General features: G+C 49.8%; 15 protein-coding genes. 5 read left to right on the forward strand and 10 right to left on the reverse strand.

Annotated elements, in window-relative coordinates:
* Positions 1-2: 2 nt before the first annotated feature.
* Together SPB21_RS09220 and SPB21_RS09225 are read left to right on the forward strand one after the other, a co-directional pair.
* Positions 3-1,208 (forward strand): putative 2-aminoethylphosphonate ABC transporter ATP-binding protein, encoded by a 1,206-nt coding sequence (locus SPB21_RS09220; protein ID WP_163664907.1) that lies wholly within the window; start codon positions 3-5, stop codon positions 1,206-1,208.
* A 55-nt stretch (positions 1,209-1,263) separates the two neighbouring features.
* Positions 1,264-3,021: a putative 2-aminoethylphosphonate ABC transporter permease subunit gene (locus SPB21_RS09225; RefSeq protein WP_499866376.1), complete on the forward strand. Its 1,758-nt coding sequence runs from the start codon at positions 1,264-1,266 to the stop codon at positions 3,019-3,021.
* Positions 3,022-3,076: 55 nt separating this feature from the next.
* Here the strand turns inward: SPB21_RS09225 and SPB21_RS09230 are convergent, their stop codons facing one another.
* The 3 genes from SPB21_RS09230 to SPB21_RS09240 form a co-directional block, all read right to left on the reverse strand.
* Positions 3,077-8,860 carry an alpha-2-macroglobulin family protein gene (locus SPB21_RS09230; RefSeq protein ID WP_499866377.1) on the reverse strand — a complete coding sequence of 1,928 codons (5,784 nt, stop codon included), beginning with the start codon at positions 8,858-8,860 and terminating at the stop codon, positions 3,077-3,079.
* 105 nt (positions 8,861-8,965) lie between these two features.
* On the reverse strand, positions 8,966-11,374 hold the full coding sequence (pbpC, locus tag SPB21_RS09235; protein ID WP_499866378.1) for a penicillin-binding protein 1C: 2,409 nt from the start codon (positions 11,372-11,374) through the stop codon (positions 8,966-8,968).
* Positions 11,375-11,519: 145 nt separating this feature from the next.
* Positions 11,520-11,774 (reverse strand): hypothetical protein, encoded by a 255-nt coding sequence (locus SPB21_RS09240; RefSeq protein ID WP_499866379.1) that lies wholly within the window; start codon positions 11,772-11,774, stop codon positions 11,520-11,522.
* Between the two features lie 578 nt (positions 11,775-12,352).
* Between SPB21_RS09240 and SPB21_RS09245 the strand changes: the two genes are divergently transcribed.
* Positions 12,353-12,961: a class I SAM-dependent methyltransferase gene (locus tag SPB21_RS09245; protein ID WP_499866380.1), complete on the forward strand. Its 609-nt coding sequence runs from the start codon at positions 12,353-12,355 to the stop codon at positions 12,959-12,961.
* A gap of 558 nt (positions 12,962-13,519) precedes the next feature.
* Here the strand turns inward: SPB21_RS09245 and SPB21_RS09250 are convergent.
* Both SPB21_RS09250 and SPB21_RS09255 read right to left on the reverse strand, forming a co-directional pair.
* Positions 13,520-17,266: a hydantoinase B/oxoprolinase family protein gene (locus SPB21_RS09250; protein ID WP_499866381.1), complete on the reverse strand. Its 3,747-nt coding sequence runs from the start codon at positions 17,264-17,266 to the stop codon at positions 13,520-13,522.
* Between the two features lie 87 nt (positions 17,267-17,353).
* On the reverse strand, positions 17,354-18,091 hold the full coding sequence (locus tag SPB21_RS09255) for a Mut7-C RNAse domain-containing protein (RefSeq protein ID WP_499866382.1): 738 nt from the start codon (positions 18,089-18,091) through the stop codon (positions 17,354-17,356).
* 163 nt (positions 18,092-18,254) lie between these two features.
* Here SPB21_RS09255 and SPB21_RS09260 point away from each other — a divergent pair, with 163 nt between their 5' ends.
* Entirely contained in the window at positions 18,255-18,854 is a 600-nt protein-coding gene (locus SPB21_RS09260; protein WP_499866383.1) for a TetR/AcrR family transcriptional regulator, read from the forward strand.
* 17 nt (positions 18,855-18,871) lie between these two features.
* On the opposite strand, the gene SPB21_RS09265 is transcribed toward SPB21_RS09260, so the two are convergent.
* The 5 genes from SPB21_RS09265 to SPB21_RS09285 form a co-directional block, all read right to left on the reverse strand.
* Positions 18,872-20,011: an NAD(P)/FAD-dependent oxidoreductase gene (locus SPB21_RS09265; protein ID WP_499866384.1), complete on the reverse strand. Its 1,140-nt coding sequence runs from the start codon at positions 20,009-20,011 to the stop codon at positions 18,872-18,874.
* Positions 20,008-21,411, reverse strand: coding sequence for an FAD-dependent oxidoreductase (locus SPB21_RS09270; RefSeq protein ID WP_499866385.1), 1,404 nt, complete (start codon positions 21,409-21,411; stop codon positions 20,008-20,010). Before SPB21_RS09270 ends, SPB21_RS09265 begins: the two co-directional genes overlap by 4 nt.
* A complete protein-coding gene (locus tag SPB21_RS09275) occupies positions 21,404-21,700 on the reverse strand; it encodes a (2Fe-2S)-binding protein (protein ID WP_163659589.1) in 297 nt (98 codons plus the stop codon). Before SPB21_RS09275 ends, SPB21_RS09270 begins: the two co-directional genes overlap by 8 nt.
* 18 nt (positions 21,701-21,718) lie before the next feature.
* Positions 21,719-22,780, reverse strand: coding sequence for an ornithine cyclodeaminase family protein (locus SPB21_RS09280; protein ID WP_499866386.1), 1,062 nt, complete (start codon positions 22,778-22,780; stop codon positions 21,719-21,721).
* Positions 22,781-23,214: 434 nt separating this feature from the next.
* Positions 23,215-24,120, reverse strand: a complete 906-nt coding sequence (locus SPB21_RS09285) for a glycosyltransferase family 2 protein (RefSeq protein WP_499866387.1) — start codon at positions 24,118-24,120, stop codon at positions 23,215-23,217.
* 709 nt (positions 24,121-24,829) lie between these two features.
* Here SPB21_RS09285 and SPB21_RS09290 point away from each other — a divergent pair.
* A protein-coding gene (locus SPB21_RS09290; protein WP_499866388.1) for an IS1 family transposase occupies positions 24,830-25,581 on the forward strand; the annotation gives its coding sequence in 2 pieces (ribosomal slippage) (positions 24,830-24,890 and positions 24,890-25,581; 753 coding nt in all).
* The last annotated feature ends 487 nt before the right edge of the window (positions 25,582-26,068 follow it).

The following is a 26,068-nucleotide window of genomic DNA, read 5'->3' on the forward strand; positions in this document are numbered from 1 at the left end:
CAATGCATTCTCCTAATGAGCCTAAGGTTTCGTCCCAATCCATCCCTTCGGTTGACTCTGACCCGTTAGTTCAACGGCACGGTACCGTTGTCACAACAGAAAGGCAGGCCGAGCCCTATTTGCGTATCGAAAACGCCTATAAACAGTTTGGTTCCTTTGTTGCCCTCAAAGCCATTTACCTAGACGTTTATCCAGGTGAACTAGTCTGTCTCCTGGGACCTAGTGGTTGTGGTAAATCCACACTGCTGCGTATTATTTCTGGCCTTGATCCCCAAACCAGTGGACGCGTTATCCAAAATGGGAAAGATGTTTCAGCACTCCCTCCTTATCAACGAGACTTTGGAATCGTATTTCAATCCTATGCCCTATTTCCTAACCTGACCGCAGCCCAAAATATTGCCTACGGTTTAGAAAACGCAGGTCACCCAAAAGAACAAGTTACAGCCCGAGTTACAGAGCTTTTAGACAAAGTAGGTTTAGGCCAAATTGGTCATAAATATCCAGCTCAAATGTCCGGTGGACAACAACAGCGGGTGGCCTTAGCACGGGCCTTAGCACTCTCCCCTGGATTATTGCTGCTGGATGAACCCCTTTCTGCCTTGGATGCTAAAGTGCGTGTGAAACTGCGTAGCGAAATTGCCCGTATACAAAGGGAGTTGAATATCACCACAGTGATGGTGACCCATGACCAACAAGAAGCCATGGCCATGGCCGACCGTGTGGTGGTAATGAACAACGGTTACCTGGCCCAGGTGGGAACTGCTTACGAGATTTACCAACAACCCAATTCTCCGTTCGTAGCTGACTTTATTGGTACGATGAACTTTCTTCCAGGACAGGTCATCTCCACTGATCAAGTTCAATGTGGAGAGTTATATTTGCAGACCCCCAGAAATGATGTACCGACCAATCAAGCAGTCACCCTGGCAATTCGTCCTGAAGATGTTCAAGTCTTGGGAAAGCATGCTCCAGTAGGTCTTGCAAATGTTCTTTCAACCGTAGTTACAGGTCTAGAATTTTTAGGGTCTAGCTATCAACTATCCCTGATGCCAATAGATGTGGTGACTCAGTCCGGCACAGAGGCAGCCTCACCAATGCTGGTGGAAATCACCACTACAGAGGCTCTGAGATTTGACTTGGGCCTGCAATCTCAGCTGGTGATTCAATTCCCCCCAGAATCTATTCGTGTATTTGCAGCAGAAAACTAATCGATTCAGAAAGTAACACTTTTACGACAACAAGACAGTAAAGGTTTTTGAAATCATGACTGTTTCTCCATCCTTACCGCCACCAGCTGCCTCGACCGCTGGTAATAAGCCCATTAAACAAGTGATTACCCGAGAAGACTGGATCATGCGGGGCGCACTGATCTTGGCTGTTATTTGGCTCACCGTGGGTGTGATCTTATCTTTGTTCCCTATGGTGTTGCGGAGTTTACAAGACACCGATGGTGCCTGGGTGGGCTTTGATAATTATCTAAAATACCTGACAACGCCTTCTCTGCTGGCCTCTTTTGGTAACAGTTTATATGTGGCATTTCTGACCACCCTGGTTTCCGTTAGCCTGGCCTTTGTATATGCCTATGCCCTGACCCGTACCGCCATGCCTGGTAAAGGTGTCTTTCGACTATTGAGTCTGTTACCCCTTTACATTCCCCCTCTAGCCCATGCGATTGGCCTGATTTACCTATTTGGAAATCAGGGATTAGTCACTCAAGTAGGTTGGGACATTAATTTGTATGGCCCCACAGGTATTGTGATGGGGGAATTTTTCTACTGTTTTCCTCAGGCAGTGGTGATCTTGACCACGGCTCTCAGTCTGACAGATGCTCGTCTGTATGAAGCAGCTCAAGCTCTGCGCACATCTCCTATTCGTACCTTTTTTACGGTTACCTTGCCAGGGGTTAAATTTGGCTTAATTAGCTCCATTTTTGTCTGTTTTATTCTTGCCTTTACGGATTTCGGAGTGCCTAAGGTTGTTGGTGGGGATTTTAATGTTCTGGCCACCGATATTTATAAGCAGGTGATTGGCCAACAAAACTTCTCCATGGGTGCCACCATCAGTGTGTTCCTGCTGGTGCCTGCCGTGCTGGCCTTTGTGCTTGACCGCATGATTCAGCGTCGGCAAACAGCGTTAGTTAGCGCTAAAGCCGTTCCATTACAGCCCAAACCACAGCCAGTTTTGGACTGGATGATGTTTGCCTGCTGTACCCTGATTGCCTCAGCGGCCATCATTGTGTTTGGCACCATTATCTTTGCTTCCCTGGTTAAAGTATGGCCCTATGACTTTAGTCTAAGTTTGCGAAACTATGACTTTAGTCGTGTCGGTGGCGGTGGCTATAGAGCTTATTGGAACAGTATTCGGATGTCGTTTTACACAGCAGTCTTGGGAACTGCTTTGGTGTTTACCATTGCCTACTTAGTTGAAAAAGGTAGGGGCATGAAATGGCTACGGAATGTAACTTACTTTCTCTCGACAATACCCTTAGCATTACCAGGACTCGTTTTGGGTCTGGCCTATGTGTTCTTCTTTAACCAGCGCACCATCAGTATTCCCTTTACTGGCTATGCCCTGCTAAATCCACTCAATGGACTATACAGCACCATGGGAATTTTAGTCCTGTGTACGATTATCCACTTTTCGACAGTTTGTTTCTTGACTGCCAGCACAGCTCTAAAACAACTTGATCCAGAATTTGAGGCAGTATCGGCCTCTCTGTCAGTCCCGTTTTATAAAACCTTCTGGCGGGTAACGGTCCCCATGTGTTTACCGGCGATTCTGGAAATTGGGATCTATTATTTCATCAATGCCATGGTGACGGTATCGGCGGTGATCTTTCTCTATCCACCCAAACTACCATTAGCATCTGTGGCCATTGTCAATATGGATGATGCGGGAGATGTGTCTGCGGCGGCAGCGATGTCAGTGTTAATTGTGTTGACAAGCTTAGGGGTTAAGGGAATTTATTGGTTGCTAACGAGAGGGTTACAACAACGAACCCAGGCATGGCTTAAGAAATAAGCCTATAAACCTTGTTCATAGGAGAAAACTTTAGTTTTCAACATTCCAGGATCATCTATTCTCTTGCTGACTGTAGCTCTAAGGTGGTGGTGGCAGCCCGACCAAATTCTTCGGGGGCATATTCCAGCTGTACCTCTGAGCCAGGCCAGAGGAAAGTGCCGGGTGTGACTGAACGGACAAGATAATGCAGGGTGTAGACACCTGTGTCGAGGTAGTCAGCGTAGGCAAGGATGCGATCGCGACCCAACTGCTGATAACCAATCTGCCAACTATCCTGCTGCGGCTGGAAATAGGCCGTACTCGTCTGGAATGACGTGTCAATGGGCTCCAGACCCGCAGGCAGCGGATCGGTAATCACCACATGGTTCACCGGATGGTCGGTAATAATTTCCAGGCCCACATCAAACACCTGGCCTACGTCTAATGAGAGATTCTCTTTTACCCGACTCAGACCCATTTGATAGAGCATCTCTGATTCGTTTGCTGGACGCACTGTGCGGGTGACACGCAAGCCTTGTAAACGACCGGGAGCATTACCTTTTAGCCGATAGCGATAGGCACTCAAGTAGTGTAGTTCTCCGTCACCAGCTTTGTTAAGGACTAAATCTGACGTACCCTTGGGCAATTCTGCCATGGGAATAGAGATATCTAAACTCGGCTGCTGATAGCCTTGGAACTGTTGTTGAGCCAATTGCTTACTGGCCAACTGGATCGTTGCCTCAAAATTAGGCGGCTCAGGCAAGCGTCGAGCATAGGTCACTAGCGCACCGAGGGCTTGAGCATTGTTGTAAGGGAATCCCCAGCTGCCTTCCCGCCGCAGGGCTAGTAGGCCTTCTACCAGTCGTCCCAACAGTTCAGGACTGCCCTCTCTTGCTACAAACAGATTTAAGATTTCAGCCTGGGCCCTCACAGGGGAGTGGCACCAACCCCACCCATCGGGCAGGTTCACCGTAGCACTGCGGGCTGTTTCGTAAACCGATTCCTGAACCTGATTGGCCAGGGTATCAGCTGCCGTTTGCCAATTGTCCAACTGAGACAGATAACGCGCTAGCTTAATTTGGCCAACCCAGTCAAACTCGTCACGATTGTCGTATAGGTATGACAAAAAGTCTTGTCGCACATCGCCTAGATCCGACAATGCTAACAGCACTTCTAAACGCACCTGGCTCTTGCATGGGGGCGATGAACACCAGTCCACCTGCCCTGGATTTTTTAGCAGCTCAGATAGATACTTCTGGAGCTGGCTCATCAAGGCTCCATCCACCGAGAATCCAGCGGCTTTGGCCTGGGCCAAGGATCTAGCGGCATAGGGTGTGACAAAGGGGTCAGACTGTTCACCGCCTGGCCAGCTGGAAAAGCCACCGTCGGGACGCTGTAATATCTTTATGCGCTGCAGTGCCTGATTGGCTTTTGCTTGTGGATCAAATCCATCCAGCACCTGACCATATTGCTGGCTGAGAATTTGTAAATTAGCCGCAATACTCAGCTGACTGGCTGCCGTGGAAAGATTCGGTAACGACTCTACCCACTCCATTTGTTGCACCGGTGCTTTGATATCCGTTAGCAGAGTGCTAGAGAGAGAGACATCTAAGCCACCCACATCCGACACCACATCTTTGTCCACATTCACGGGAATGGTGACTGGGTCCGTAGTTGATCCTGCATCTACCACCTGTTCAGTAACCGTCAACTGCTTGACAGTTAACGGCAGTTGGAAGCCGTCGGCCTCATCGCCTAGCTGGGTCTGAAATTGTATCTGTGCTTCTCCCGCTGTGGTTACTTCTATAGGGAAGCGATAGGCCTGGGTGCCTTTTTTACCACGTTCTTCAAGGCTTGTCGTTGACTCTTCATCAGCAAAGCTCAGGCCGTCAGCCGCATCTCCCTGGATTTTTAACCGGCCCCGCTGGTCTGTGGTATTAGTCACCGATAAGCCAGCCATTATGCGATCGCCAGGCCGAGCAAATTGGGGCAAAATTGGCGCAGTGATTAAGGGCTGGGTGGCAACAAACGTGGCATCGCCATTGCCAAAATTTAGATTGCCGTCAGTAGCCACCACCATCACGCGCCAGGTGGTGAGATTGTCGGGTAGGGTAAAGCTCACCTGAGCTTGCCCCTGATCGTCCGTCAGTACTGAGCCGTTATAGTAGGCCAGCGCCTGAAAGTCTTTGCGAATGCGGGTACTCTCACCGCCTGCCGAGAATCCGCCGCCATAGCCCCAGCCTTTTTCTAGGGGAGAACTCAGCGGTCGTAACACCACATCCGAACGGTTATCCGCAAAGCGGGTGGAAATGGACTGTTCGGCATACACCGTCTCCACTAAATCCGGTGGACGATGGCCACTAAGCTGGAGGACGGCTTCATCCACTACCATCACTGTAAACTGACCTGACACAGGCTGCTCTTGATCATCCTTAAGGGTGAGATTGAGTGTTTGCTCGGCAGCCGGACGAATCTCGGATTCAGTGGGTGTCACTTCTGGCTTTAGATAACGAGACGCCAGATCTACTTGAAATGGGGCAAAGCCAATGCTGGTTAGATTCTCCAGATTATTAACTTCGACAGTTTCCAACCGCTCTCCCTGGCGAACAAGAACGACTTCCACGGCTGCATTAGGCAACATGTCTGGGGTAACGGTGAATTGCACCTGGGGTGCGCCACCGCTAACGGAAACCACTTCTTCATAGAGGGTGTTTTGGCGGACTACGGCAAAATACAGTTCGCCTGCGTCATAGGGCGATTGGATCATCGCCGTGGCTGTTTCTCCAGGGACGTAGCTGTCTTTGTCCAGCTGCACCTCTAGCCGATTATTGTTATAGCGGCTGCCCCAGTAAACAGGGTTAGCACCAGACACCCAAATCCGGGTATCCGTAGCAGAGCGCTCATCACCCAACGTGGCCTGAATGCGGTAAGGTCCTGCTTCTTGGGCTGTCAGCTGCACTGTTTTAGTCGTATTACCAGAACGAACCGTTACCTCATCTACTAGCTCATATTCCACCTGATAGTTGGGGTTAACACTGCCCTCAATCACCTCAGTGACGCTGCTATAATTCATCCGCTCTAGCGCCAACTGTACCGACTGACCAGACTGAGCTTGCCCCGCAGCATCGGTAACAATCACCTCCACATCGAAGGGCTCTCCAGCATCGGCTACAAAATCACTCTGCAAACCGATCAACCGTTCCTCTGGCAGCACCGTCACCTCTTTTGTATCAGCAACTGAAAGATTGGAAACATCCACCACCTCAGCATCTAAGCGATAGGTCATGGGGTAGGGCAAATCGTCAGTAATCTCTACGGAAAGCTGACTTTGCCCCTGGTCATCCAGGGTTTTGCTAGTCTCTAATACATCGCTGGAAACAATGGGGCGTTCCTCTGGCCAGTACCACCGACGACCAAAGGAGAAGTCGTCCCAACCCTCTGGAATAAACGTCGTTGGCTGACGAGTGACATAGTAATTGATCTCACGTCCCTGTACCGGTGCTCCAAATAGATAGCTGCTTTCTACACTGGTTGAAAGACTATCGCCTGCCGCTGCTGTTGCTTGATCAAGGCCCATGGCAACCTTAAAGTTAGGCGGCTTAAACTCGGCTACTCGTAAATTTCCCAGCAGTTCTACACCATTGTCAGCAGCGGCCAAAACGGAGTAGTAGCCCAAAGGCTGATCGGCACTGATATCCCATTTCACAGAAAAGGTGCCAAAGTCATTGGTTGTTTGGGTACCCAGGTCAATTCTCTCACCCTCAGGCCCTTGTAGGGTGATGGTATAAGGTCTGTTTTTGTCTTGACGCAGGCTGCCCTTCTGTAGATAGTAGGCATTGCCAGTCAGCCAAGCGATTTCTCCGGGCTGATAAAGAAAACGGTCAGAAAAGACGTTTCCACGGGAAATGGGCTGACTCCCTTCCCAACCTGCATAAATACCGTAGCGAGAACTGCCGGTATAGGGTGTGGTGCGGGCAAATGCCCAGTCATTATTTTCACGGGCAATCACGAGGAGTTCTGGCGGGTCATCAAACGTCTCAGCTCCATTCATACAGGATTTGAGAGCTTGGGCATTTAATTTCAGGGTGCCGGTGTTGTCAGTGTTACCTGTGGCACAGGGCTGGGGTGTCCCTGCTGGAGGATTGCCTTCGTAGGTGTAGGCGCGATAGATCGAGATGGGGGCCTGCTGGACGACTGAGCCATCTGCTAAATGATGTACCCGCACCTGGCCTGAATCTGGGAACCACTGGGCAAAGACACCCAGGTTGGTGAGCTGTACCAGTCCGTAATAGTTGGGTTCATGCCAGCGTTGAGTGCCGTTGCGATTATAGGTGCTGGCGCGGGCCGTAACGCCATAGGCCAACATGCCGGTGTTGCCCCCCAGCTGTTCTCGTAGGGGCACGGGAATATCAGCAAAGGTATTCTTCTCAGCGGCGACAGAAAATGAGGACCAGGTGCTGCGGTCTGGCAACAGACTCGTGTTGTTACCCCGGGGATAGGCCGTGTCAGTTTTGACTAAATCCGTTGGTTGAACAACCTGATAGGCAGCTTTATAGGCGTTGTCTGGCAGATTTACTGCCGATATGTTGAGCTGCAAATCTTGGTTGGCTGGGAAAATGTTGAGCCCAGTGGGAGCCCAGATGTCACCGGTTAAATCACTGGGGGTATAGTCCACCGTCACCGGACTACCCAGGCTTTGGCCAAAGCGGTCTTTTAAATCAGCTCCAAGGGTAATGGTGTAGGTGGTTTGAGGCTCCAATGACCAGGGATTGAGGCTGACATACGTGTCATTATCGTAGGCTCGGAGTAGGCGAGTGCCTGCTTGAATGGGAGGATCGATGGTGATTTGTTCAGCAGCGCTTTCAGCCACTAGTCCATTATTAAATACAAGCTGGGCCAGGCCATTGGTAAATCGACCAGTAGCTCCACCGGGTTGTCCTGCGCCTACCATCTCTAACTTCTCGAAGGCTAGGGGGCTGTAGGTGGTAATTAGACTATCAATACTATTTTCAGTGGGGAGATTTCCACCTGCAGGCTGCAGTCCAGGTGAAATGCTGAGAAAGTATTGAGTGGCTTTTTTGAGGGGACGATTGGGGGTGACATGGTATTGCCAGGGACGTGTCGAGGTACCAAACTTTTCCCGAGCAGATAGATACTTGTCTTTGTAATCGGCCTCAACTACCCGTACTGGAATTGAACTGGCTTGGCCTTCAGTCTCTTGATCTTCAGTCGAGAGTTGTAGGTGTTGTTTTAGGGAAGCTAGATCAAGCTGAACGTTAGAGTTGAACTCTAGGACAGGTTCTATATCAATGGGGTCCTCGGCTGATCCTCGTCTGCTATCAATACCAGGTAGGTTAGTGATTTTAATGGGCTCTGTGGTGAAGGTCCAGGCAAGGTCCTGGTCTAGCTCATGGTCGGAGAGATCTTTTAGACCGGCTTTCAGGGTGACGCGCACTCGGGTGGCCTTGGGAATGGCGCGATCGGCCTGGAAACCAACCATACGCGGGGTGAGAAAGCGAAATTCACCAGGGATAGGAGGGAAGACTTCAAATTTTTCTAGGGTAGCGTTACGCCCTTGACTTTCCAAACTCTCCACTGCCACCAACGGCTCAGCAAACCGAATCCTTATCTGGGCTAGTGTTTCAGCTTCTCCAGTAGGGCTAATCTGTTCAATCCAATCGGGCGGGTCTGGGTCGGTGAGTGCGGCCACTGCTGGCAATGGTTCGGGCGGTGGAATGGGAACACTCTGATCTTGCGTATGCAAAGCATTGGGACGATTACAGGTGGCCAACAGTAATGTCAGAACAAAACCGATCAGCCCGTAGATCAACAGCTTTCGTAGCTTTTTCCTTTCTGACATTGACTCCACCACTGGCCACACTTCTTTGTCATATCCAATGGGACCTGACAGATTACGGAAATACCTACAATTCTTAATTCTGGATAGAATCTGTGTTAGAAAACGTTATTGACTTTTCCGAAGAGAAAATCCAGATCTTACAGGTTGTTCATCAGCTAAAAGTACATCAAACTGCACCTGGGCTCGCCGGCTGCCGCTACGGACATCTAAATGCCACTGTCCTGGCTGCATCGACCAAAACAAAGAGGGTTTGCCAGAAGACTCTAACGTTTGACCATTGAGCTGCCACTCGATAGTTGAAGACTCCTGAGACGTGTTATCAACCACCTTAAATTCCAGACGTTGGTCTTGGGCATTTGGATATAGCAAAAACTGACTGCCTGTTTTAGGCGAAACAATTATTAACTCTGCACTGTTTTCAGCCACATTGGTTTGGTTTGATTCTGTTGTGTTCTGTTCATAATCTGCCAAATCCTCCAGGGCAAAATACTCCTGGACGATGGCTTCACAGTCGGATGTGGGTTTCTGGCCAGTCAGTGTACAGATAGGTCGTTTTACCATGCCATCAGGTGAGGGGAATCGTTCAGGTTCATGGGTCTCATGGAGATGCACCATAATTCGATGCCACAGGGGAGCAGCCCCCATCACACCAGAAACATCCTGCATGGGGGTGCCATCAAAGTTGCCGACCCAGGTGGCAACGGTGTAGTCAGAAGTAAAACCTACTGTCCAGGTGTCGCGAAAGTCTGAGGATGTGCCGGTTTTCACAGCCGATGGGAAGGGCAAGTTGAGGACAGAATCGACACCAAAGGCTGTTGCACGTGCGTGAGGGTCAGAAAGAATATCAGTGATAAGAGACCATGTGGGAGAAGACGTTAGGAGGTCTTCCTCCCCTTTAGAAGGGAAGGTGCCGTAGGCGGCGGAGTCTCGATCGATGGCGCTGGATATCACCCCCCTGTCGGTCCTCCTTCGTAAGGGGGACACATTCGATCGGCTGTGACTCATAGGTGAAGGCTGATTATGAGTTGCCCTTCGCATTGGAGAGAGAGTAATACTGGGATCACCCTGATGAGCCAGGGTTAAATAGGCCTGTGCCAGCTCCCACAACGACACTTCTCCACTGCCAAGGGCCAGGCCTAAACCATAGTGATCAGGAGACTGATTCAGATGAGTAAAACCCAGCTGGTGCAACCGCTCCAGAAACTTATCAACACCGACCTTCTCCAGAATACGCACAGCTGGGATATTCAGAGAATTACCCAGGGCAGCTCGCACCCGCACCGGACCTTGAAACGTTTCACTAAAGTCGGTGGGGCTATAGAGCTGAGCCCCAGGAATCGCATAGTGTGTGGGCACATCCGCCAAGATGGTGTTGGGCTGAATGATATCTTGTTCTAACGCCAGCTGATAGAGGAAGGGTTTAAGGGTGGACCCTGGCTGACGCAGAGCCTGAACACCGTCGTTTTGACCGGTCTGTTGACTAGAAAAGTAGTTTGGGGAACCCACATAGGCTAGAACGTCACCTGTGGCATTTTCGATCACGAGGGCGGCGGCGTGGCGTACATTTTTTAGAGCTAGCCCTTGAACAGCCTGTTGCACCTGGGCGGTGACAAAACGCTGAAGGGACAGATCGAGACTGGTATGGACTTGGGCAGGGTGATCCGTAGGGAGCTGTGCGGCCAGCCAGAAGAGAAAGTGTGGGGCAACTAAAAGCCCCTGATCAATCGATTGGACAGTAACGGGTTGGACATAAATGCGCTTGACTTGAGCCTGGGTTAGTGTGCCATCGGCCACCATTTGATTGAGAACATACTGCTGTCGCTGTTTGAGACTATCCCAATTAGTGTAGGGGTTCAGGGCAGTCGGAGCATTGGGCAAAGCAGCTAATAAACTTGCCTGGGCAACTGTTAGATCGGCGGCAGGAATCCCAAAGTAGACACGGGCAGCGGCTTCAACGCCGTAGATGTTGCCCCCCATGGGGAGGCGGTTAATGTAGGCAGTAAGGATTTCATCCTTAGTCATGCCTGCGGCCAATCGCCAAGCGTACCAAATTTGTTGGGCTTTTCCGAGAAATGTGCGCGGGACAGGGTTTACCATGCGAGCCAGTTGCATGGTCACAGTGGATGCGCCACTGACAATGCGGCGGGTACGAATGGCCTGTAAACTAGCGCGGGCTAAGGCCTGTAGATCGACAGGGCCATGGTGATAAAAGCGTCGGTCTTCAGCGGCGAGAATAGCGTGCTGAAAATGGGGGGAGACTTGGGATAGGGGAACAACAGCGGTGTGCTCTTGGTCGCGGGAAAGGAGGGTACCAAGGGGGAGAGAGTTGCGATCGCGAAACTCCACTGCCTGATCCACCTGGGCTAAATCCGTCGCATGAATAGGCATCAAGTAGGGGACACCCCGCACAACCAGCCCCGTCAGCAACAGCACCACACTGATTTTCACCCGTAAATTCCGTCGCCATATCCAACGACAACCCGTTCTGAATAAGTGCTGAAGAGATTGGGGCATAAGCTTTTACCCCGATACTGCTGTAAAGCCCTGCTCATCCGCAGCGGTAATCCACAACTCTTAATAAATTAGGACAGGCCAGTATCCGATGGCAGACATTCAGTACCTTAATCACGACCATAGGTTCAAATCTGGCAGAGCCATCTTACTCACTGGAAGCGGTGTCTGGCATCTTAGGTTGAGGATCGGTATTGTGCCAGTTAACTTCTAGCCGATAGCGATTTTTTTCAGTTTCATAGTCTTTAGACCAGCAGCGTTCTAATAGTTGAGACCTGTAGGATATGGTGAACTTACGAGGATTCCACACGAATTGGACATCGCGCTCAAACAGGGGCTGATTAAGGTAGTCCCAGAGTGCAAATAGGAGAGAAAATTTGGGGGATGGCTTTGAGTTAGTCATAGTTTAAATACTTCCCAAGAGTTGGCATAACTATCCAACGCTGGTGGGGGAGATGCGAGGGTTAAAAAAAGCTGTTGCTGATTTAAAGGATGAATCGAATCGCAAAACTGGCTAACAGCCTAAATGTGACAGATAAACTCCATACTGAGGATCAGCAGCAAAAAATAAAAATAGAACAGCGTTAGCTGCTATTCCCCTATATCTACTCAATGGGCCAATGGCCTCAGGCCTTTTCTAAAAAAGAAGTCATCGTTTCTCCTTAAAACAGCTTAGATGTGGAGATTTCTTAATTTCACGTTAATCCTAAAGCAAGAATGTGAGCTTCTTATGAAGCATGGGTTTACTATCCGGAATCGTTGGAAAAGCATTATTCTGTTAGCCGTGCGATCGCAAAAAATAGACGTCAAATAAGGCACTTCATTGCCAAGCTACTGAAGGCTTTGGCTGCAATCACAGCAAGTCTCATGGTGCGGGTTGCTCAATGCTCAACTCTAAATATGTGAAACCAGGATGTGAACTCGTATTTCTGGGGGAATTCGCTAGAATCTCTGATAATTGATCTAGGACCTGGTCAACTGATGACTTTACCGAACAAAAGGCAACTCTTCGATCGCTGGGCACCCCTGTATGACCTGTTATTTCCGTCAGTATTTTATCAAGCCACCCATCAGCGGCTGCTAGATTATGTTGACCTCCCGCAGCATTCCCATGTGCTTGACCTTGGCTGTGGGACCGGGCGTTTGTTGGATCGCTTAGCAGCTAAGTATCCTGACCTCCAGGGCACGGGTCTAGATTTTGCGCCTGAGATGCTACGTCAGGCACGTCGCACGAACCGCCATCGCCCTCGCTTAATTTTTGTGCAGAGTAATGCTAACCCACTGCGTTTTGCTGACAAACAATTTGATGCGGTTTTTAACACGTTAAGTTTTCTGCATTATGCAGCGCCAGACCAGGTGTTTGCTGAAATTTATCGGGTATTACGTCCGGGGGGCAGGTTTTATTTGGTTGATCCAGCTGCACGGGTATCAACGGAAACGTTGAAGGTTCCAGTTTCTCCAGGTGGGATTAAATTCTATGGTTCGCAGGTGCGAGAACACATGGGCACTCAAGTGGGATTTCGATGTGTGCAACATCAGTATCTGCTGGGGCCTAATTTGATGACTATGTTTGTTAAGGAACCCTCTTAACGCCATAAGCTTAGTTTTTAATCCCCCCTGATACAGCTACGGTGTACACACATCTCGAAAGGGAGTTCACAATCCTGCATTACCCCCCTTAATCCCCCCTTGGTAAGGCAGGGTTGTTTCGTGTTCACCAGAGAAAATCTGTAAGGCTTATTACTTCGTTCATACTGAATCGAGAGATGATCGCAGGGAGCCAAAACCGGTTGCTTGGGGTCCCTCCGAGTTCCCCAAACCCCCATGGTTAGGGCCGGGAGGCCGCCCTAAGACCCAGCCTACTAGGTTGTCCTCAATGGCATTAACTTAAGGGTTACGGCGGGGTCGATTAATCAGGTTATCGCATTGTTGTTTGGCCCACCTTCATGTAGAGCATGCCTTTCCTCAAATAAGCTTCCAATGCCTCCAGATTTTCTGTCCAGACAATGAAACAGCCCTGCCTTGGTAAGGGGGGAAGCTCCGGTTCTCCCCCTTGGTAAGGGGGAGTTAGAGGGGGTTAGACAACCGTAAACGCTAATTTCCAATACTTGTGTGTACACGGCAGCCCCTGATGCAGAGCAAGCTATTTTAATACTCTGTAGAAATGGCACCATAGCCGCCGCCGCCGGGGGTTTCGATGATGAAGATATCGTCTGCTTGCATTTGGATCATGGCTTTACTGTCCAAGGTTTCTGTTGTGCCATCTTGGCGCACAACAGAGTTGTGACCGATCTGACCAGGGGTGCCGCTGTGCAGACCAAAGGGGGGAACGTGACGATGGTTGGAGAGAATGGCGGCTGTCATGGGTTCTCGAAACTTGATGCGACGGATGACGCCATTGCCGCCTGACTGTAAGCCCTGGCCGCCGCTACCCTGACGAATGGCAAAACTCTCTAACAAAACAGGGAAGCGCCATTCTAAGACTTCTGGATCGGTCAGTCGGGAGTTGGTCATGTGGGTTTGAACGGCATCGGTGCCATTGTAATTGGGACCTGCGCCGGAGCCACCACAGATGGTCTCATAGTACTGATAATGTTCATTGCCAAAGGTGAAGTTGTTCATGGTGCCTTGGGATGCGGCCATGATGCCTAAGGCTCCATAGAGGGCGTCGGTAATCACCTGGGAGGTTTCCACATTACCGGCCACAATAGCGGCTGGATAATGGGGGTTGAGCATACAGCCAGCGGGGATAATGATCTCCAAGGGCTTTAGACAGCCGGCATTGAGGGGGATTTTGTCGTCCACCAGGGTGCGAAATACGTAGAGTACTGCTGCTTTGCAGACGGCTTTTGGGGCGTTGTAGTTGGTGGTCTGCTGGGGTGAGGTGCCGGAGAAATCGATGCGGGCACTGCGGCGGGTGCGATCGCAACTAATGGCCACCTGTATCTGACAACCGTCATCCATTGCATAGGTAAACTGGCCTGGATTGAGCACATCAATCACCCGCCGCACCGATTCTTCAGCATTGTCTTGCACGTGTTGCATATAGGCCTGGACGGTGGACAGACCATAGTGCTGCACCATTTTGTTTAGCTCCTGCACCCCTTTTTCATTGGCGGCAATTTGGGCCTGGAGATCGGCAATATTCTGGGTGGGGTTACGCACCGGATAGGTTTGCTGGGTGAGTAATGCCAGGAGTTCCTGTTCTCGAAAATGACCCTGATCCACCAGCTGGAAGTTGTCGATCAGCACACCCTCTTCGTTCACGGTTGTGCTGTTGGGGGGCATGGAGCCTGGGGTGATGCCGCCAATGTCGGCGTGATGTCCCCTGGAGGCAACGTAAAAGAGAGGGGAGACCTGTTGCTCAGGATCAGTTGAGGGGAGACTGGGAAAAACAGGCGTGATTACGGTGACATCTGGTAGATGGGTACCCCCGTTGTAGGGGTTATTGAGCACATACACATCGCCAGGTTTTAGGCTATCACCCTTGGCTGCAATCAGGCTTTCGATGCTTTCACCCATGGAGCCCAGATGAACGGGAATATGGGGAGCGTTGGCCACCAGCTGTCCCTGCTGATCAAAGATGGCGCAGGAAAAGTCTAATCGTTCTTTGATGTTGACCGAATAGCTGGTCTTTTGCAGGGTAAAGCCCATCTGTTCGGCAATGGCCATCAACAGATTATTGAAAATCTCCAGCATGACGGGATCGGCAGTGGTCTGCTGGGACAGCTCTCTTGGTGGTGACAGCGATTCTGTGCCAGTGGCTGCTGCTGGGTCTTTATCTTTAGGGGATTTGGTCAGGATGAGGTGGTTGCGATCGCTAATCTCCACTACCCACCCCGGTTCAACAATATTGGTACCGGTTGCCTCCACAATAATGGCGGGGCCTGAAATGTGATCACCCGATCGTAGCTCACTGCGCTGAAATAGGGGCGTGGATTGCCAATCATCGGCTATAAACATCGTCACTGTGGTGGCTGGCTGGGGGGGATGGGAACGGAGAGACCCAGGGGTGGGCTCCGTTGGCAGCGGCATTTTGCCAACAACTTCCACTGAAACCGCTTCTACAATTAAGGGCTTCTCCGCCATGGTGAAGCCGTAGCGCTGGTGGTAATCTCGCTCAAACTGGGCCTGCATCGTGGATAAATCTCCAAAGGCCACGATCAGCGCTGAGTCGGTGCCCTGATACCGAATATGCACCTTGGGTAGGATCTCAATGCGGTCATCGGCAACCTTCTGGCGTTTTACCTCGGCAACCGCAGGGGCCGTGATCCCAGTTAGTTTGTCTTCCAGGTCCGGCAGCAAACCAGCGACTAAAGGTTGTTCTATCGCTGCCTGGCGTAGGGCTCGCAGGTCGGCCAGCCCCATGCCATAGGCCGACAACACACCGGCCAGGGGGTGAATAAAAATCTGTCGCATGCCCAGGGCATCGGCAATCAGGCAGGCATGTTGTCCAGCCGCTGCCCCAAAGCAGGACAGGGTGTACTCTGACACGTCATGGCCCTGCTGCACTGAGATTTTTTTGATGGCGTTGGCCATATTCTCAACGGCAATGGCCAGAAATCCAGCCGCCACTTGCTCGGGCGATCGCACATCACCGGTCGCCTGGTGAATCTGTTCAGTCAGATCTGCAAACATTTGTTGGACAACTTCGCGATCCAGGGACTGATTTCCCTCAGGGCCAAACACCTGGGGGAAAAATTCCGGCTGGATTTTGCCCAGCATAACGTTGCAGTCGGTAACGGTGAGGCAGCCGCCTTTGCGATAGCAGGCTGGCCCCGGATTAGCGCCAGCAGAGTCTGGCCCCACCCGATAGCGGGCTCCATCAAAATGCAAAATAGAGCCCCCACCGGCTGCCACCGTATGGATTGCCATCATCGGTGCCTTGATGCGAACACCTGCCACTTCTGACTCAAATACCCGTTCGTATTCACCGTTGTAGTGGGAGACATCGGTGGAGGTACCGCCCATGTCGAAGCCGATGATTTTGTGGAGATTTGAGATCGCACTCGTCTGTACCACCCCCACCACACCGCCAGCGGGTCCCGAGAGAATACTGTCTTTGCCCCGAAACAGATGGGCATCGGTCAGCCCCCCATTGGACTGCATAAACATCAGCTGGGGCCCTTGGTTAGGCTCTGTTTGAGTAGTGTTCTTACCGTCTGAATTATCTGTGCCCACGGCACCCAGCTCCAACGCCACCCGATCGATATAGCGCTTCAAAATCGGCGATAGGTAAGCATCTACCATGGTGGTGTCCCCCCGGCTGACCAGTTTCATTAGGGGGCTAACTTCGTGGGACACTGAAATCTGCGTAAAGCCAATGTCCTTGGCTAGGGCCGCGATCTGATGCTCATGATCGGGGTAACGATAGCCATGCATCAGCACAATGGCACAGGAATGAATACCCGCATCATAGGCCCGTTGCAGTTGGGGCAGCAGCGACTCCGTTTCAACCGGCAATAGCTCCTCGCCCTGGGCGCTATAGCGTTCCTCCACCTCGATCACCTGCTCGTAGAGCATTTCTGGCAGCACGATCTGGCGGGCAAAAATGTCAGGTCGATTCTGATAGCCGATGCGCAGTGCATCTCTAAAGCCTTGGGTAATGACCAGTAGGGTGCGATCGCCCTTGCGCTCCAATAAGGCATTCGTGGCCACCGTGGTGCCCATCTTCACCACACCAATTTGCTCGGTGGGCAGCGGCTGTCCCGCTGCAATCCCTAAAATATCCCGAATGCCTTGCAGCGGCGCATCCACATATCGTTCTGGGTTTTCCGATAGCAGTTTATGAATAACCACCCCCCCATCGGGTCGCTGGGCTACCAAATCAGTAAATGTGCCCCCTCGATCAATCCAGAATTGCCAGCGATTTCCAGAATTAGATAACTTTTCCATGGGGACAACTACACACAGGCCAAAGGCTATGGTATCGAGTTCTGCTCTGGGGTAAAAGACATCAACCCATAAAATCAGCCAACAAAATCAGCCAACAAACTGTTCGATTAGTTGCTGAATCCGCTGATAGTGAGCCCCTTTCCAATAGAGCTGACAACAGCTCTGACATTCAAAAAATTCATCATAGGAAAGCCGAGTGAAATGGGGCAGCCGATGTTCAATCAGTTGTTTTTCGACCGAGTGTAGCAAACCATTACAGCTGGGACAGCGCTGAAAAGGGGCGACTGCTGCATAAAGGCTAAAGCGCTTCAATAATTCATGCACCTGTTTTTTAGGATCATGCGATCGCACCCAGTAACCATAGGTGACAATGCTCCGCTTGAGCAGGCCGATGTCGCGCGTGAGTAAAATGCGTTCTTCCTGGCTAGAAATGTGAGCCAGGGTGCTGTCGTCGTAGTCATTTTGGTACAGCGTGTCAAACCCTAACAATCGAAGATAGCTGGCCAGTTTACCTAAATGAACATCCAGTACAAAGCGCTGCTCCGTAAGCGGCTGAGGCCTCACATGAGAAACCACATCGATCTTTAACGATTCACAGTGGGGGTAAACGCTAATACTGTCACCATCTTTCAAAATATAGGCAAAACTAACAGACTCGTTGTTAGCCAAAATTAGCCCAATTTCTGGATGGGGTACCCCTAGGGCTTCAATGGCATCTTTAATAGATGCTCGATCTTTGACAGTGTGAGAAAATGCTTTGTGGCTGCGGGTAGGGGGCAGAAAATCATTTAAGCTGCCATGGAAATGAAAAACTGCCTGGGGCATTGTCTACTTGTGCATCGTCACCTCTTAAAATTTTGCCAGATTTCAAGGCATTGCGATCGCGCCGAGCAGTTATCACCACAGGACAACATCATAAAAGTTGACGACGTTAACATAATTAACGAAAATAGGAGCCTACCTGAGAATTTTCAAACTCAAGGTTTATATGGCGACAAAAAAGAGCTATCACCATGGAGATTTACGACGGGCATTGCTAGATTCTGCCCTGGCAATTATTACGGAGCAGGATATATCTGCCCTATCTTTACGGCAGGTGGCTCGTCGGGCTGGGGTATCCCACACAGCTCCGTATCGTCATTTTGCTGATAAAGAAGCGCTGCTGGCCGCCGTCGCCGAAGAAGGTTTTCGGGAGTTTAGTCGCTACTTGGAGCAGGCTAGAGATGCTGAATCGACTCCGCTGGCCCAGCTACAGGCAACGGGAATCGCCTATGTTGAATATGCTCTACGCTACCCCACCCACTATCAGGTGATGTTTGGCAGTTACTGTGCAGATGCAGATGCGTTTCCTTTGTTAACAACAACGGCTAATAAGTCTTTTCAAATTTTGGTGGATATTATTGCGGATGGTCAGGCAGCCCAGGAAATACAGCCAGGCGAGCCACAACTATTGGCGTTGGCCAGTTGGTCGTTGGTGCATGGTTTGGCGATGCTGCTGCTGGATAATCGCTTAGGGATTGAAGGGGATGCGGTTAAACCGCTGATTGAGAACACATTACAGCTGATACAGCAAGGAGTAGCGCTGTAACGTTCCCTTTACCAACGTTAACTAAGCTGATGTGAAGTATGGCTGGCATCGATGGCTTGAAATCGCTGAATCGAAAACGGTTTGATGTTTAAGGAACTCTTTTGATTCAAAATCAGCTCTGACATGATGCGCCCGACAACGGGTGAAAGTTGGAAGCCATGGGCCGAGAACCCAAAGGCATGATAAACATTAGGGACTTTTCCACTGGCACTAATGACGGGAATACGATCGGGCATAAAGGCTTCCAGGCCTGCCCATGTCCTGACAATTCGCACACCTGCCATTCTAGGAAACAGCTCTACAACGGTGCGGCTGCTTTCAGAGAGTTTGAAGAAATCAATCTCTGTTCTCTCGTTAACCATGTCATGGTCAGCCAAATAAGCCCCTCCAATCAATACAGTACCGTTTTGCATCTGCTTAAACGACAACTTACGGGATGCCACGCCTACCACTAGCTCAAGAAAAGGGGGTAACCGCTCAGTCACCATCATCATTGGAGCTCCGATATTGAGCGGGACGGGTTCATCTAAATAGTCACATACCTGCCCTGCCCAGGCCCCTGCACAGTTGACCAGGATAGGTGCGTCCAACTTGGCTTGCTCTGACACCACACGCCAACGGTCTCCCATCCGTTCTATCCCCGTCACACGGCAGCCTGTTCGATACTCTACTCCCAAGGACTCGGCCTTGCGGCGAAAAGCAGTGAGGGCGTGATAGGGACGGGCAAAGCCGTCACCAGCGGTATACAGTCCACCCACACAGTGGGGAGCCAGAGCAGGGACCAGTGTGTAGAGGTGTTCGCGATCAATCAGCTGTTCATGGTCAAACCCCAGGGCACAGACCATAGCTGCGCGTTCTTTGAGTTTCTCCAGATCAGCGGCATTTTCCGCCACCCGCACCTGGCCGCTGAGTTTTACATCGCAATCACTGCCCACCAGGGAATAGATATCTCGCCACATTCTGGCGGCAACAACCGCGAGGGGAATCTCCGCCGGATGACGATTCAATCGACGTAAACCGCCTGCGTTCACACCAGATGCATGGCGGCCAGGGCTATCTTTCTCTACGACGATGACCCGTTGTCCAGCCATGGCCAGGTGTAGCGCTGTTGAGGATCCAATCAACCCCCCACCAATAATTACAACATCAACCGTCATGCTTCTGTTCCTGTCAAATTAGCCAGCTGGTCAATGGTCATGGGCCTGATCGGCGGGCGAATGCGAAAGGGAGCATAGTCTGAGACGGGACGCTGGTGAGCGGCTGCAACAATGTGGGCTACGGTCGAGGCACACTGTCTTCCTTGACAAGGCCCCATGCCACAGCGGAGATAATATTTCACTTGATTGGGATCACCATGGCCTTCTCGCACCGTTTGGCGGATTTGCCCAGCTGAAATCTCTTCACAACGGCAGACCAGAGTGTCATCATCGGCGGGAACAAGCAGGGACTCCGGTAAGCGGTACAGGGCTTCTAGAAAAGGGCGTACCCTTAAATCTTGCTGCCGCCAGTTGAGATCATCCTGGCCCTGGCGATCGCGCTGTTGCTCACTGATGAGGCCCAACGCCCGAGCAGCTTCTAGGGCGGCTAATCGGCCACTATGTTCGGCGCTGCGGGCACCCCCAATGCCGGCGTTATCACCCACAACGGCGATCCCCGGCACAGTGGTCGTTCCCCACGGCGTTACTTGGGGTCGCCAACACTGTTGCCCCGCATCCCAGATATGGTGGCAACCAGCGGCCTGGGTCAGATTTGTTCTAGGAATCACCCCAAAATGGACCAAGAGACTGTCTGTGGGGATGGTTTCTCGCCGACGAATGCCAAGGCTATTCCAGCCGTACTCTACCGTTTGAATGTGTTTGTCCCCCTGAGCTTGTAGGTGAGAAACCCCATAGTAGATGGGGATGCCCGCTGCATTGAGATCCAGGGTGTATTTTAATCCACGGCTAATGTAGTTACCGGCCCCTAATGCCTTCGGTAAGCGCGGTGCAGCCCGCCACAGGTTGGTTCCAGGCGAGAGTTCTAGAATCGCTTTTACCGGTATGCCAGCCCGCTGATATTGCCAAGCCACCAGTAGGGGTAACGGACCCACACCGGCGATGACCGTGCCATTGGCGGGGACCACACCAGCGGTTTTCAGCAAGATTTGGGCCGCCCCTGCATTCATCACCCCCGGCAAGGTCCAGCCGGGAAACGCTACTGGTCGCTCCATCGCACCGCTGGCAACAATCACAGACTCCGCTTGAATAATAGATGCTTGATCATTGTGCAGGATGCCAACCTGGTGACGAGCATTTAATAGCCAAACGGTGGTGTTGGGTAAATAGTGGGCTCCACTAGTCTGAAATGCGGCTACCAGGTCAGCGCCGTGTTGATAATCTGCTCCGAGTAATGTGGCGCGGTTTGTGGGGGCATTTGCGATCGCACGATAAATTTGTCCACCGGGCGATGGCTGCTCATCGAGCACCACCACATCTAAGCCTAAATTCGCCGCCGTTGTTGCTGCAACAAGTCCCCCCGGTCCAGCCCCAATCACCACCAGCTGATAAGATTTACGCATTATCTCCTCCCACCCCCTGTTGACGACGAATCGTCATCCCTTCTGCCACCTGTACCTGACAGGCTTGACGGTTGGGCAAGCCATCAATTTCCATCAAACACTCAAAGCACACCCCCATCATGCATAACGGTGCCCGAGGTGCCCCTGATAAAGAGGTGGTGCGGGTATAGTCCAACCCATGTACTAAAACAGCTGCCGCCACGGTTTCCCCCACTGGAACTTGAACAGCTTCACCTTCAATCGTTACCGTGACGGTTTCATCTGTTAAGTTATTCAGACGCTTAAACATAGTTGCCCGGTCTTAGTATCAGCGTTTCAGTTTCGATTTCAAATCAGGATGTTCGAATACCATACTCTGTTGTAGATCGAGTTGAGTGCCCTGCTGGTTCTCCCTAGCTCGGTTGAACATGGCGGTGGCAATGGCAACATCAATATAGGCCAAGCCAACGGCATTGAAATAGATTCGCTCTGACTCCGATTCACGCCCTGGTTTCTTGCCAGAGACTAACTCGTGTAGATCAGCATGGATATGGCTGGCGTTAATCAGCCCCTCTTTATACATTCGGCTTAATGTCTGGGTGCGGTGGGTCACGGTTTCCCAATCGTCGCAGACGATCTTATCGGCCTGTAATGCCACCTCAAACTCATCCTCCCAGCCCCCCACATGGCTATAGAAGGCACCGGGTTTCATCCAGGCTGCTTTGAGCAGAGGGGCCTGGGCACTGGTGGCGGTCACCAGAATATCAGCATCCTCCATGGCTTGTTGCGCATTAGTGTTTGTGGATACAAACTCCATCTCTGGATACAGGGGTGAGAGTTCAGCAATAAACTGCTCCTCATGGGCTACCAAGTAAGCGGCAACTCGACACTGCGTTAGACCAGGGCACACAGCTTTCATCGCGATTAAATGCATTTTTGCCTGTTCCCCGGCCCCAATAAAACCAATCACTTCAGCATCAGGACGGGCTAAATGCTTGGCAGCAATCCCCCCCATGGCTGCAACCCGCATATTTGAGGCGAGAGTTCCTTCCATGACACAGATAGGAAACCCTGTTTCAATTTCCGAAAGGATAAAAATAGCCGATAAATTTTGCTGGTCGTGCTGACTGGGATTCAGGGGAAAGACCGAAACCCATTTAACGCCGCAGACCTTTTCATCTAACAGCGTTGCCGGTAAACAATTAATCCGTTCTTGGGTAGCTTGATTAAAAATCTGGACAATTTTCTCAGGAAAAATGACATGATGTCTTTCAAATTCAAACATGCCTTTTTCGGCGATATCCATCACCATCTGCATATCTAAACACCCGGCATTAAGCAGATCTTCCTGAGATAGATAGGTGAAGCTAAGGTGGTGTTTGTAACTCATAAATGTGGTTTCCTAAAACGTGTTATCAAACAAATTTGATAACAACTCAATGGAGTTTAAATAGAGATAATCTCAACCCAAAAATAACTCGAATGGCCTTGAAAGCAGTTACCTCTTTTCCTGGATTCACAAACTACTGATCGCATGATGGTTACCGTGTATGGGAAACCATGTTGATACTTCTATCTGAAGCCTAAGGAATAACAGCTCAACATAAAAATTTTAAATCTAATCAGAGCATTGTCAGCTTTTTTGTTACATCTCTAAAGTAACGAAAAGTCAAACCATGGGTACGATGCCACTCACTCTGAGTTTATCCAGGCCATTCACAATGAACAACATAATAGGTTACAGCAATAACAGCTATGCTTGTAGCAACCCTGAGAGGGTGGAATGTCGGTTAAAGATTCCACCCATCTAGTTTCTATGAATTCTTATGCACTCTTCTTATGGAATTTGGCATTAGCTAAAGAGAAGAGTTTTCTTAAAAATAACGATAACTTACTGGGATGCCGTAGGAGTTCAAAAATGGACTGGCCAACTGTCAAGCAGAATTTCCATATTAGAACTCTGCCATAGCCAATATCAGATAATCTGGCATACATTGCTGGTTTGTCTTCATATCGGAAACGATTGCGGGTTGAGGTATCTTGGATAAACCAATGATCTCCCAAGGCACAAACAACGTAAGGAATGGCCGTTAGCAATACAGAGCCATAAAGAGCGCAGTAAGCTGTCATATAGGTTTGCACTGAAAAATTATCCATACCCTCGGGCCAAGATGTCAGTGAATCTTGAACCACAGAGGTTCGATAAATTAAGGCTGTTGTTAGAGTGACTCCACCCTGATGCTGAAGCAGACATTTACTAAACAGGGATTTACCATCGGTAGCACAAACATCTTCCTTAATGCGATAGCACTGCTCATAAGCCACAATATCTTGAGCAAAATTTTTGGCCGCATGGTTCAGCACGATAAGGGTTAAGTCAGGCTTTTCAGAAAGATGCTTAATGATATAGCCTAAGGTCTCTGGTCTTAATCGATCATCGTCACTAACTACCCAGACAAATTTCCCTTTCGCCTGTTCTATGCAATATTCAATATTTCTAATAGGTCCTAAATTAGATGGCTGACGATGATTTGTGAATTGTACATTAGAGAACTGGGGACACCATTTCTCGATTACCCTTTGAGTCTCATCACTGGAGGCATTGTCGGAAATAAGAATCTCGACAGAACTCTCTAGTCGATGAATAGCCTCATTCAACCAAGCCATTTGCTGGTCTAATAGAGAGGCACGATTATAGGTAGGTATCGCGATTGTTAAAAGCTTAGACATGTTGTCGAAAAAATGAATTACTAAAAGCTCTGGACAGTGAAAAGTTCTTGTTGTGGATAAACTTAGAAATCAGTCAGTAAAGCCCTGATTCCTCGCTAACGTTCAGCAGATTGGTTGGTTTTTCGATAGATTTTCGATAGATTACCTAATGGTCGAAAGGCCATAGTTTTACTGAAAATCGTTTTCTACCAGCTTTGAAGTAGGCACATACTTGGTCTTTTAAGATCTTTCTATTCGGACGTACCCTTTGTAAATCGAGGTATTGGGCTTGAGTTTTACTCCTAGATGGAAGAACTTGACCAACAAGAGAAAACTTCGCACTGTCCAGTATCAGCTCACTAACTCATTAAAAACAGATCGACTCCATATATTGAAGAGAGTGATATAAAATCTTTACATCAGAGAACTTTTCAACAATCTAAAAAGTCAACAGCTCTACTGCACCAAAACCTTAGTAGAGTAGTTCTTCCAGAAACTCACATTAGTCAAAAAAATAAAATTTCTATTACCTGCGTCGAGTACTGAAACCTCTACACACCAAAGGTTGAATTATTCAAAAAGCTCTACCCGTTAAAACTAAACTCTGTTGTGAGACAGCAAATCAGGGTAGCCCCTTTTAGGAAAAAAAGGATAAGAAAAGTGGATCAGAGAGATCCTCTGGAGACCGATAAAGCATCCTTAGAGAATCGACTCTACCCTCAGTCACAAGATGTCTTGTTCTATACCTGCGTGTCCAAGCTGTCACCCTGAGTCTATGAGTTTCAATGGGCAAGCCATCATGGCAAACAGAACTATAAATACCGGGATTGTGGATGTCAGTTTGTCCTGAATCCTCAGTGGCATCACTGCACCCAGGAGCAACGAGACCTGATTGACCGCTTTCTTCTGGAGTGGATTTCCCTGGCGCGTTCAGACGACTGCATCCAACGCTATGGCAATCGGAAAACCAATACCGTTGCCACCCAAGTAGAGGTAACCAGCAAGCCAAAAAAACGCCTAACGGTTCAAAGGGAGGAATTATGGTCTTTTGTCGATAATAAAGGTAATGAACAATGGGTGTGGTTAGCCTTAGATGTCAAGACGCGTGAGAACATGGGGGCCTATGTCGGTGACCGTAGTGGAGAGTCAGCTCAGGCCATATGGATGTCCCTACCAGCCATCTATCGACAATGTGCTGTGATTTACACCGATCGGTTGAGTTCCTATCCAGTGGCTTTACCCAGCAAACGTCATCATCCTATAGACAAGGATGGTGGCTATACCAGCTATATTGAGCGATTTAAAGATACGATGCAGCAGCGGGTATCTCGATTGGTGCGCAAAATGTTACCCTTCTCGAAAAAGCTCAAAAATCATATTGCTGTAATTTGGTATTTTATCAACCACTACAACGAGCAATTACGCGCAAATAAGAGTATTAGGCCTCTTCTTCACCATCCTCTCCTTAATAGCGCTACCTAAATCAGCTTTATTAAGTCTCTCGTTGATTTTCTCTAGATCTAGCTTGCAGAAAGCTTTTTTGTGATGCTTCATGACATGTTACATAAGTGACTGTTTTACCAAAAGAAGTCGATGGTAACACCTAAGCATTAACACTGCGTTTAGAGTGAAAATACTTGTTATCGTCGTAGAGAGATTATGGCAGATTAAATACTCTGAATTGATGATGGGGGTGTAATTTATTTTAACTTCACATAAACAATAAATTTGTGTGAGAATCCTAGCTGGCTGACAAAAGCCTGTTAAGGATGCTGCAAACAGCACGACAATGGGCTGTTAGACGCTGTAATAACGATTTGGACCATGTTGCTGTAGGGCGAAGTGTGCCCGATGATTGTGAGGAGTGAGGACAGGAGACCATGCCTAAAATAGACATATCAAAACGTCCCTATCCGCTTGCCACGGGGCCAAAACGGAATGGACAACGCATTGTTGGCATTGACCTAGG

Source organism: Leptothoe sp. ISB3NOV94-8A (assembly GCF_043421595.1).
GTDB classification, from domain to species: domain Bacteria; phylum Cyanobacteriota; class Cyanobacteriia; order Phormidesmidales; family Phormidesmidaceae; genus Leptothoe; species Leptothoe turfae.

Bases quoted from the DNA above. Each gene is read 5' to 3' on its own strand.
- SPB21_RS09220 (WP_163664907.1), top strand. From the start codon at position 3: ATGCATTCTCCTAATGAGCCTAAGGTTTCGTCCCAATCCATCCCTTCG.
- SPB21_RS09225 (WP_499866376.1), top strand. From the start codon at position 1,264: ATGACTGTTTCTCCATCCTTACCGCCACCAGCTGCCTCGACCGCTGGT.
- SPB21_RS09230 (WP_499866377.1), bottom strand. From the start codon at position 8,860: ATGTCAGAAAGGAAAAAGCTACGAAAGCTGTTGATCTACGGGCTGATC.
- pbpC (WP_499866378.1), bottom strand. From the start codon at position 11,374: ATGCCCCAATCTCTTCAGCACTTATTCAGAACGGGTTGTCGTTGGATA.
- SPB21_RS09240 (WP_499866379.1), bottom strand. From the start codon at position 11,774: ATGACTAACTCAAAGCCATCCCCCAAATTTTCTCTCCTATTTGCACTC.
- SPB21_RS09245 (WP_499866380.1), top strand. From the start codon at position 12,353: ATGACTTTACCGAACAAAAGGCAACTCTTCGATCGCTGGGCACCCCTG.
- SPB21_RS09250 (WP_499866381.1), bottom strand. From the start codon at position 17,266: ATGGAAAAGTTATCTAATTCTGGAAATCGCTGGCAATTCTGGATTGAT.
- SPB21_RS09255 (WP_499866382.1), bottom strand. From the start codon at position 18,091: ATGCCCCAGGCAGTTTTTCATTTCCATGGCAGCTTAAATGATTTTCTG.
- SPB21_RS09260 (WP_499866383.1), top strand. From the start codon at position 18,255: ATGGCGACAAAAAAGAGCTATCACCATGGAGATTTACGACGGGCATTG.
- SPB21_RS09265 (WP_499866384.1), bottom strand. From the start codon at position 20,011: ATGACGGTTGATGTTGTAATTATTGGTGGGGGGTTGATTGGATCCTCA.
- SPB21_RS09270 (WP_499866385.1), bottom strand. From the start codon at position 21,411: ATGCGTAAATCTTATCAGCTGGTGGTGATTGGGGCTGGACCGGGGGGA.
- SPB21_RS09275 (WP_163659589.1), bottom strand. From the start codon at position 21,700: ATGTTTAAGCGTCTGAATAACTTAACAGATGAAACCGTCACGGTAACG.
- SPB21_RS09280 (WP_499866386.1), bottom strand. From the start codon at position 22,780: ATGAGTTACAAACACCACCTTAGCTTCACCTATCTATCTCAGGAAGAT.
- SPB21_RS09285 (WP_499866387.1), bottom strand. From the start codon at position 24,120: ATGTCTAAGCTTTTAACAATCGCGATACCTACCTATAATCGTGCCTCT.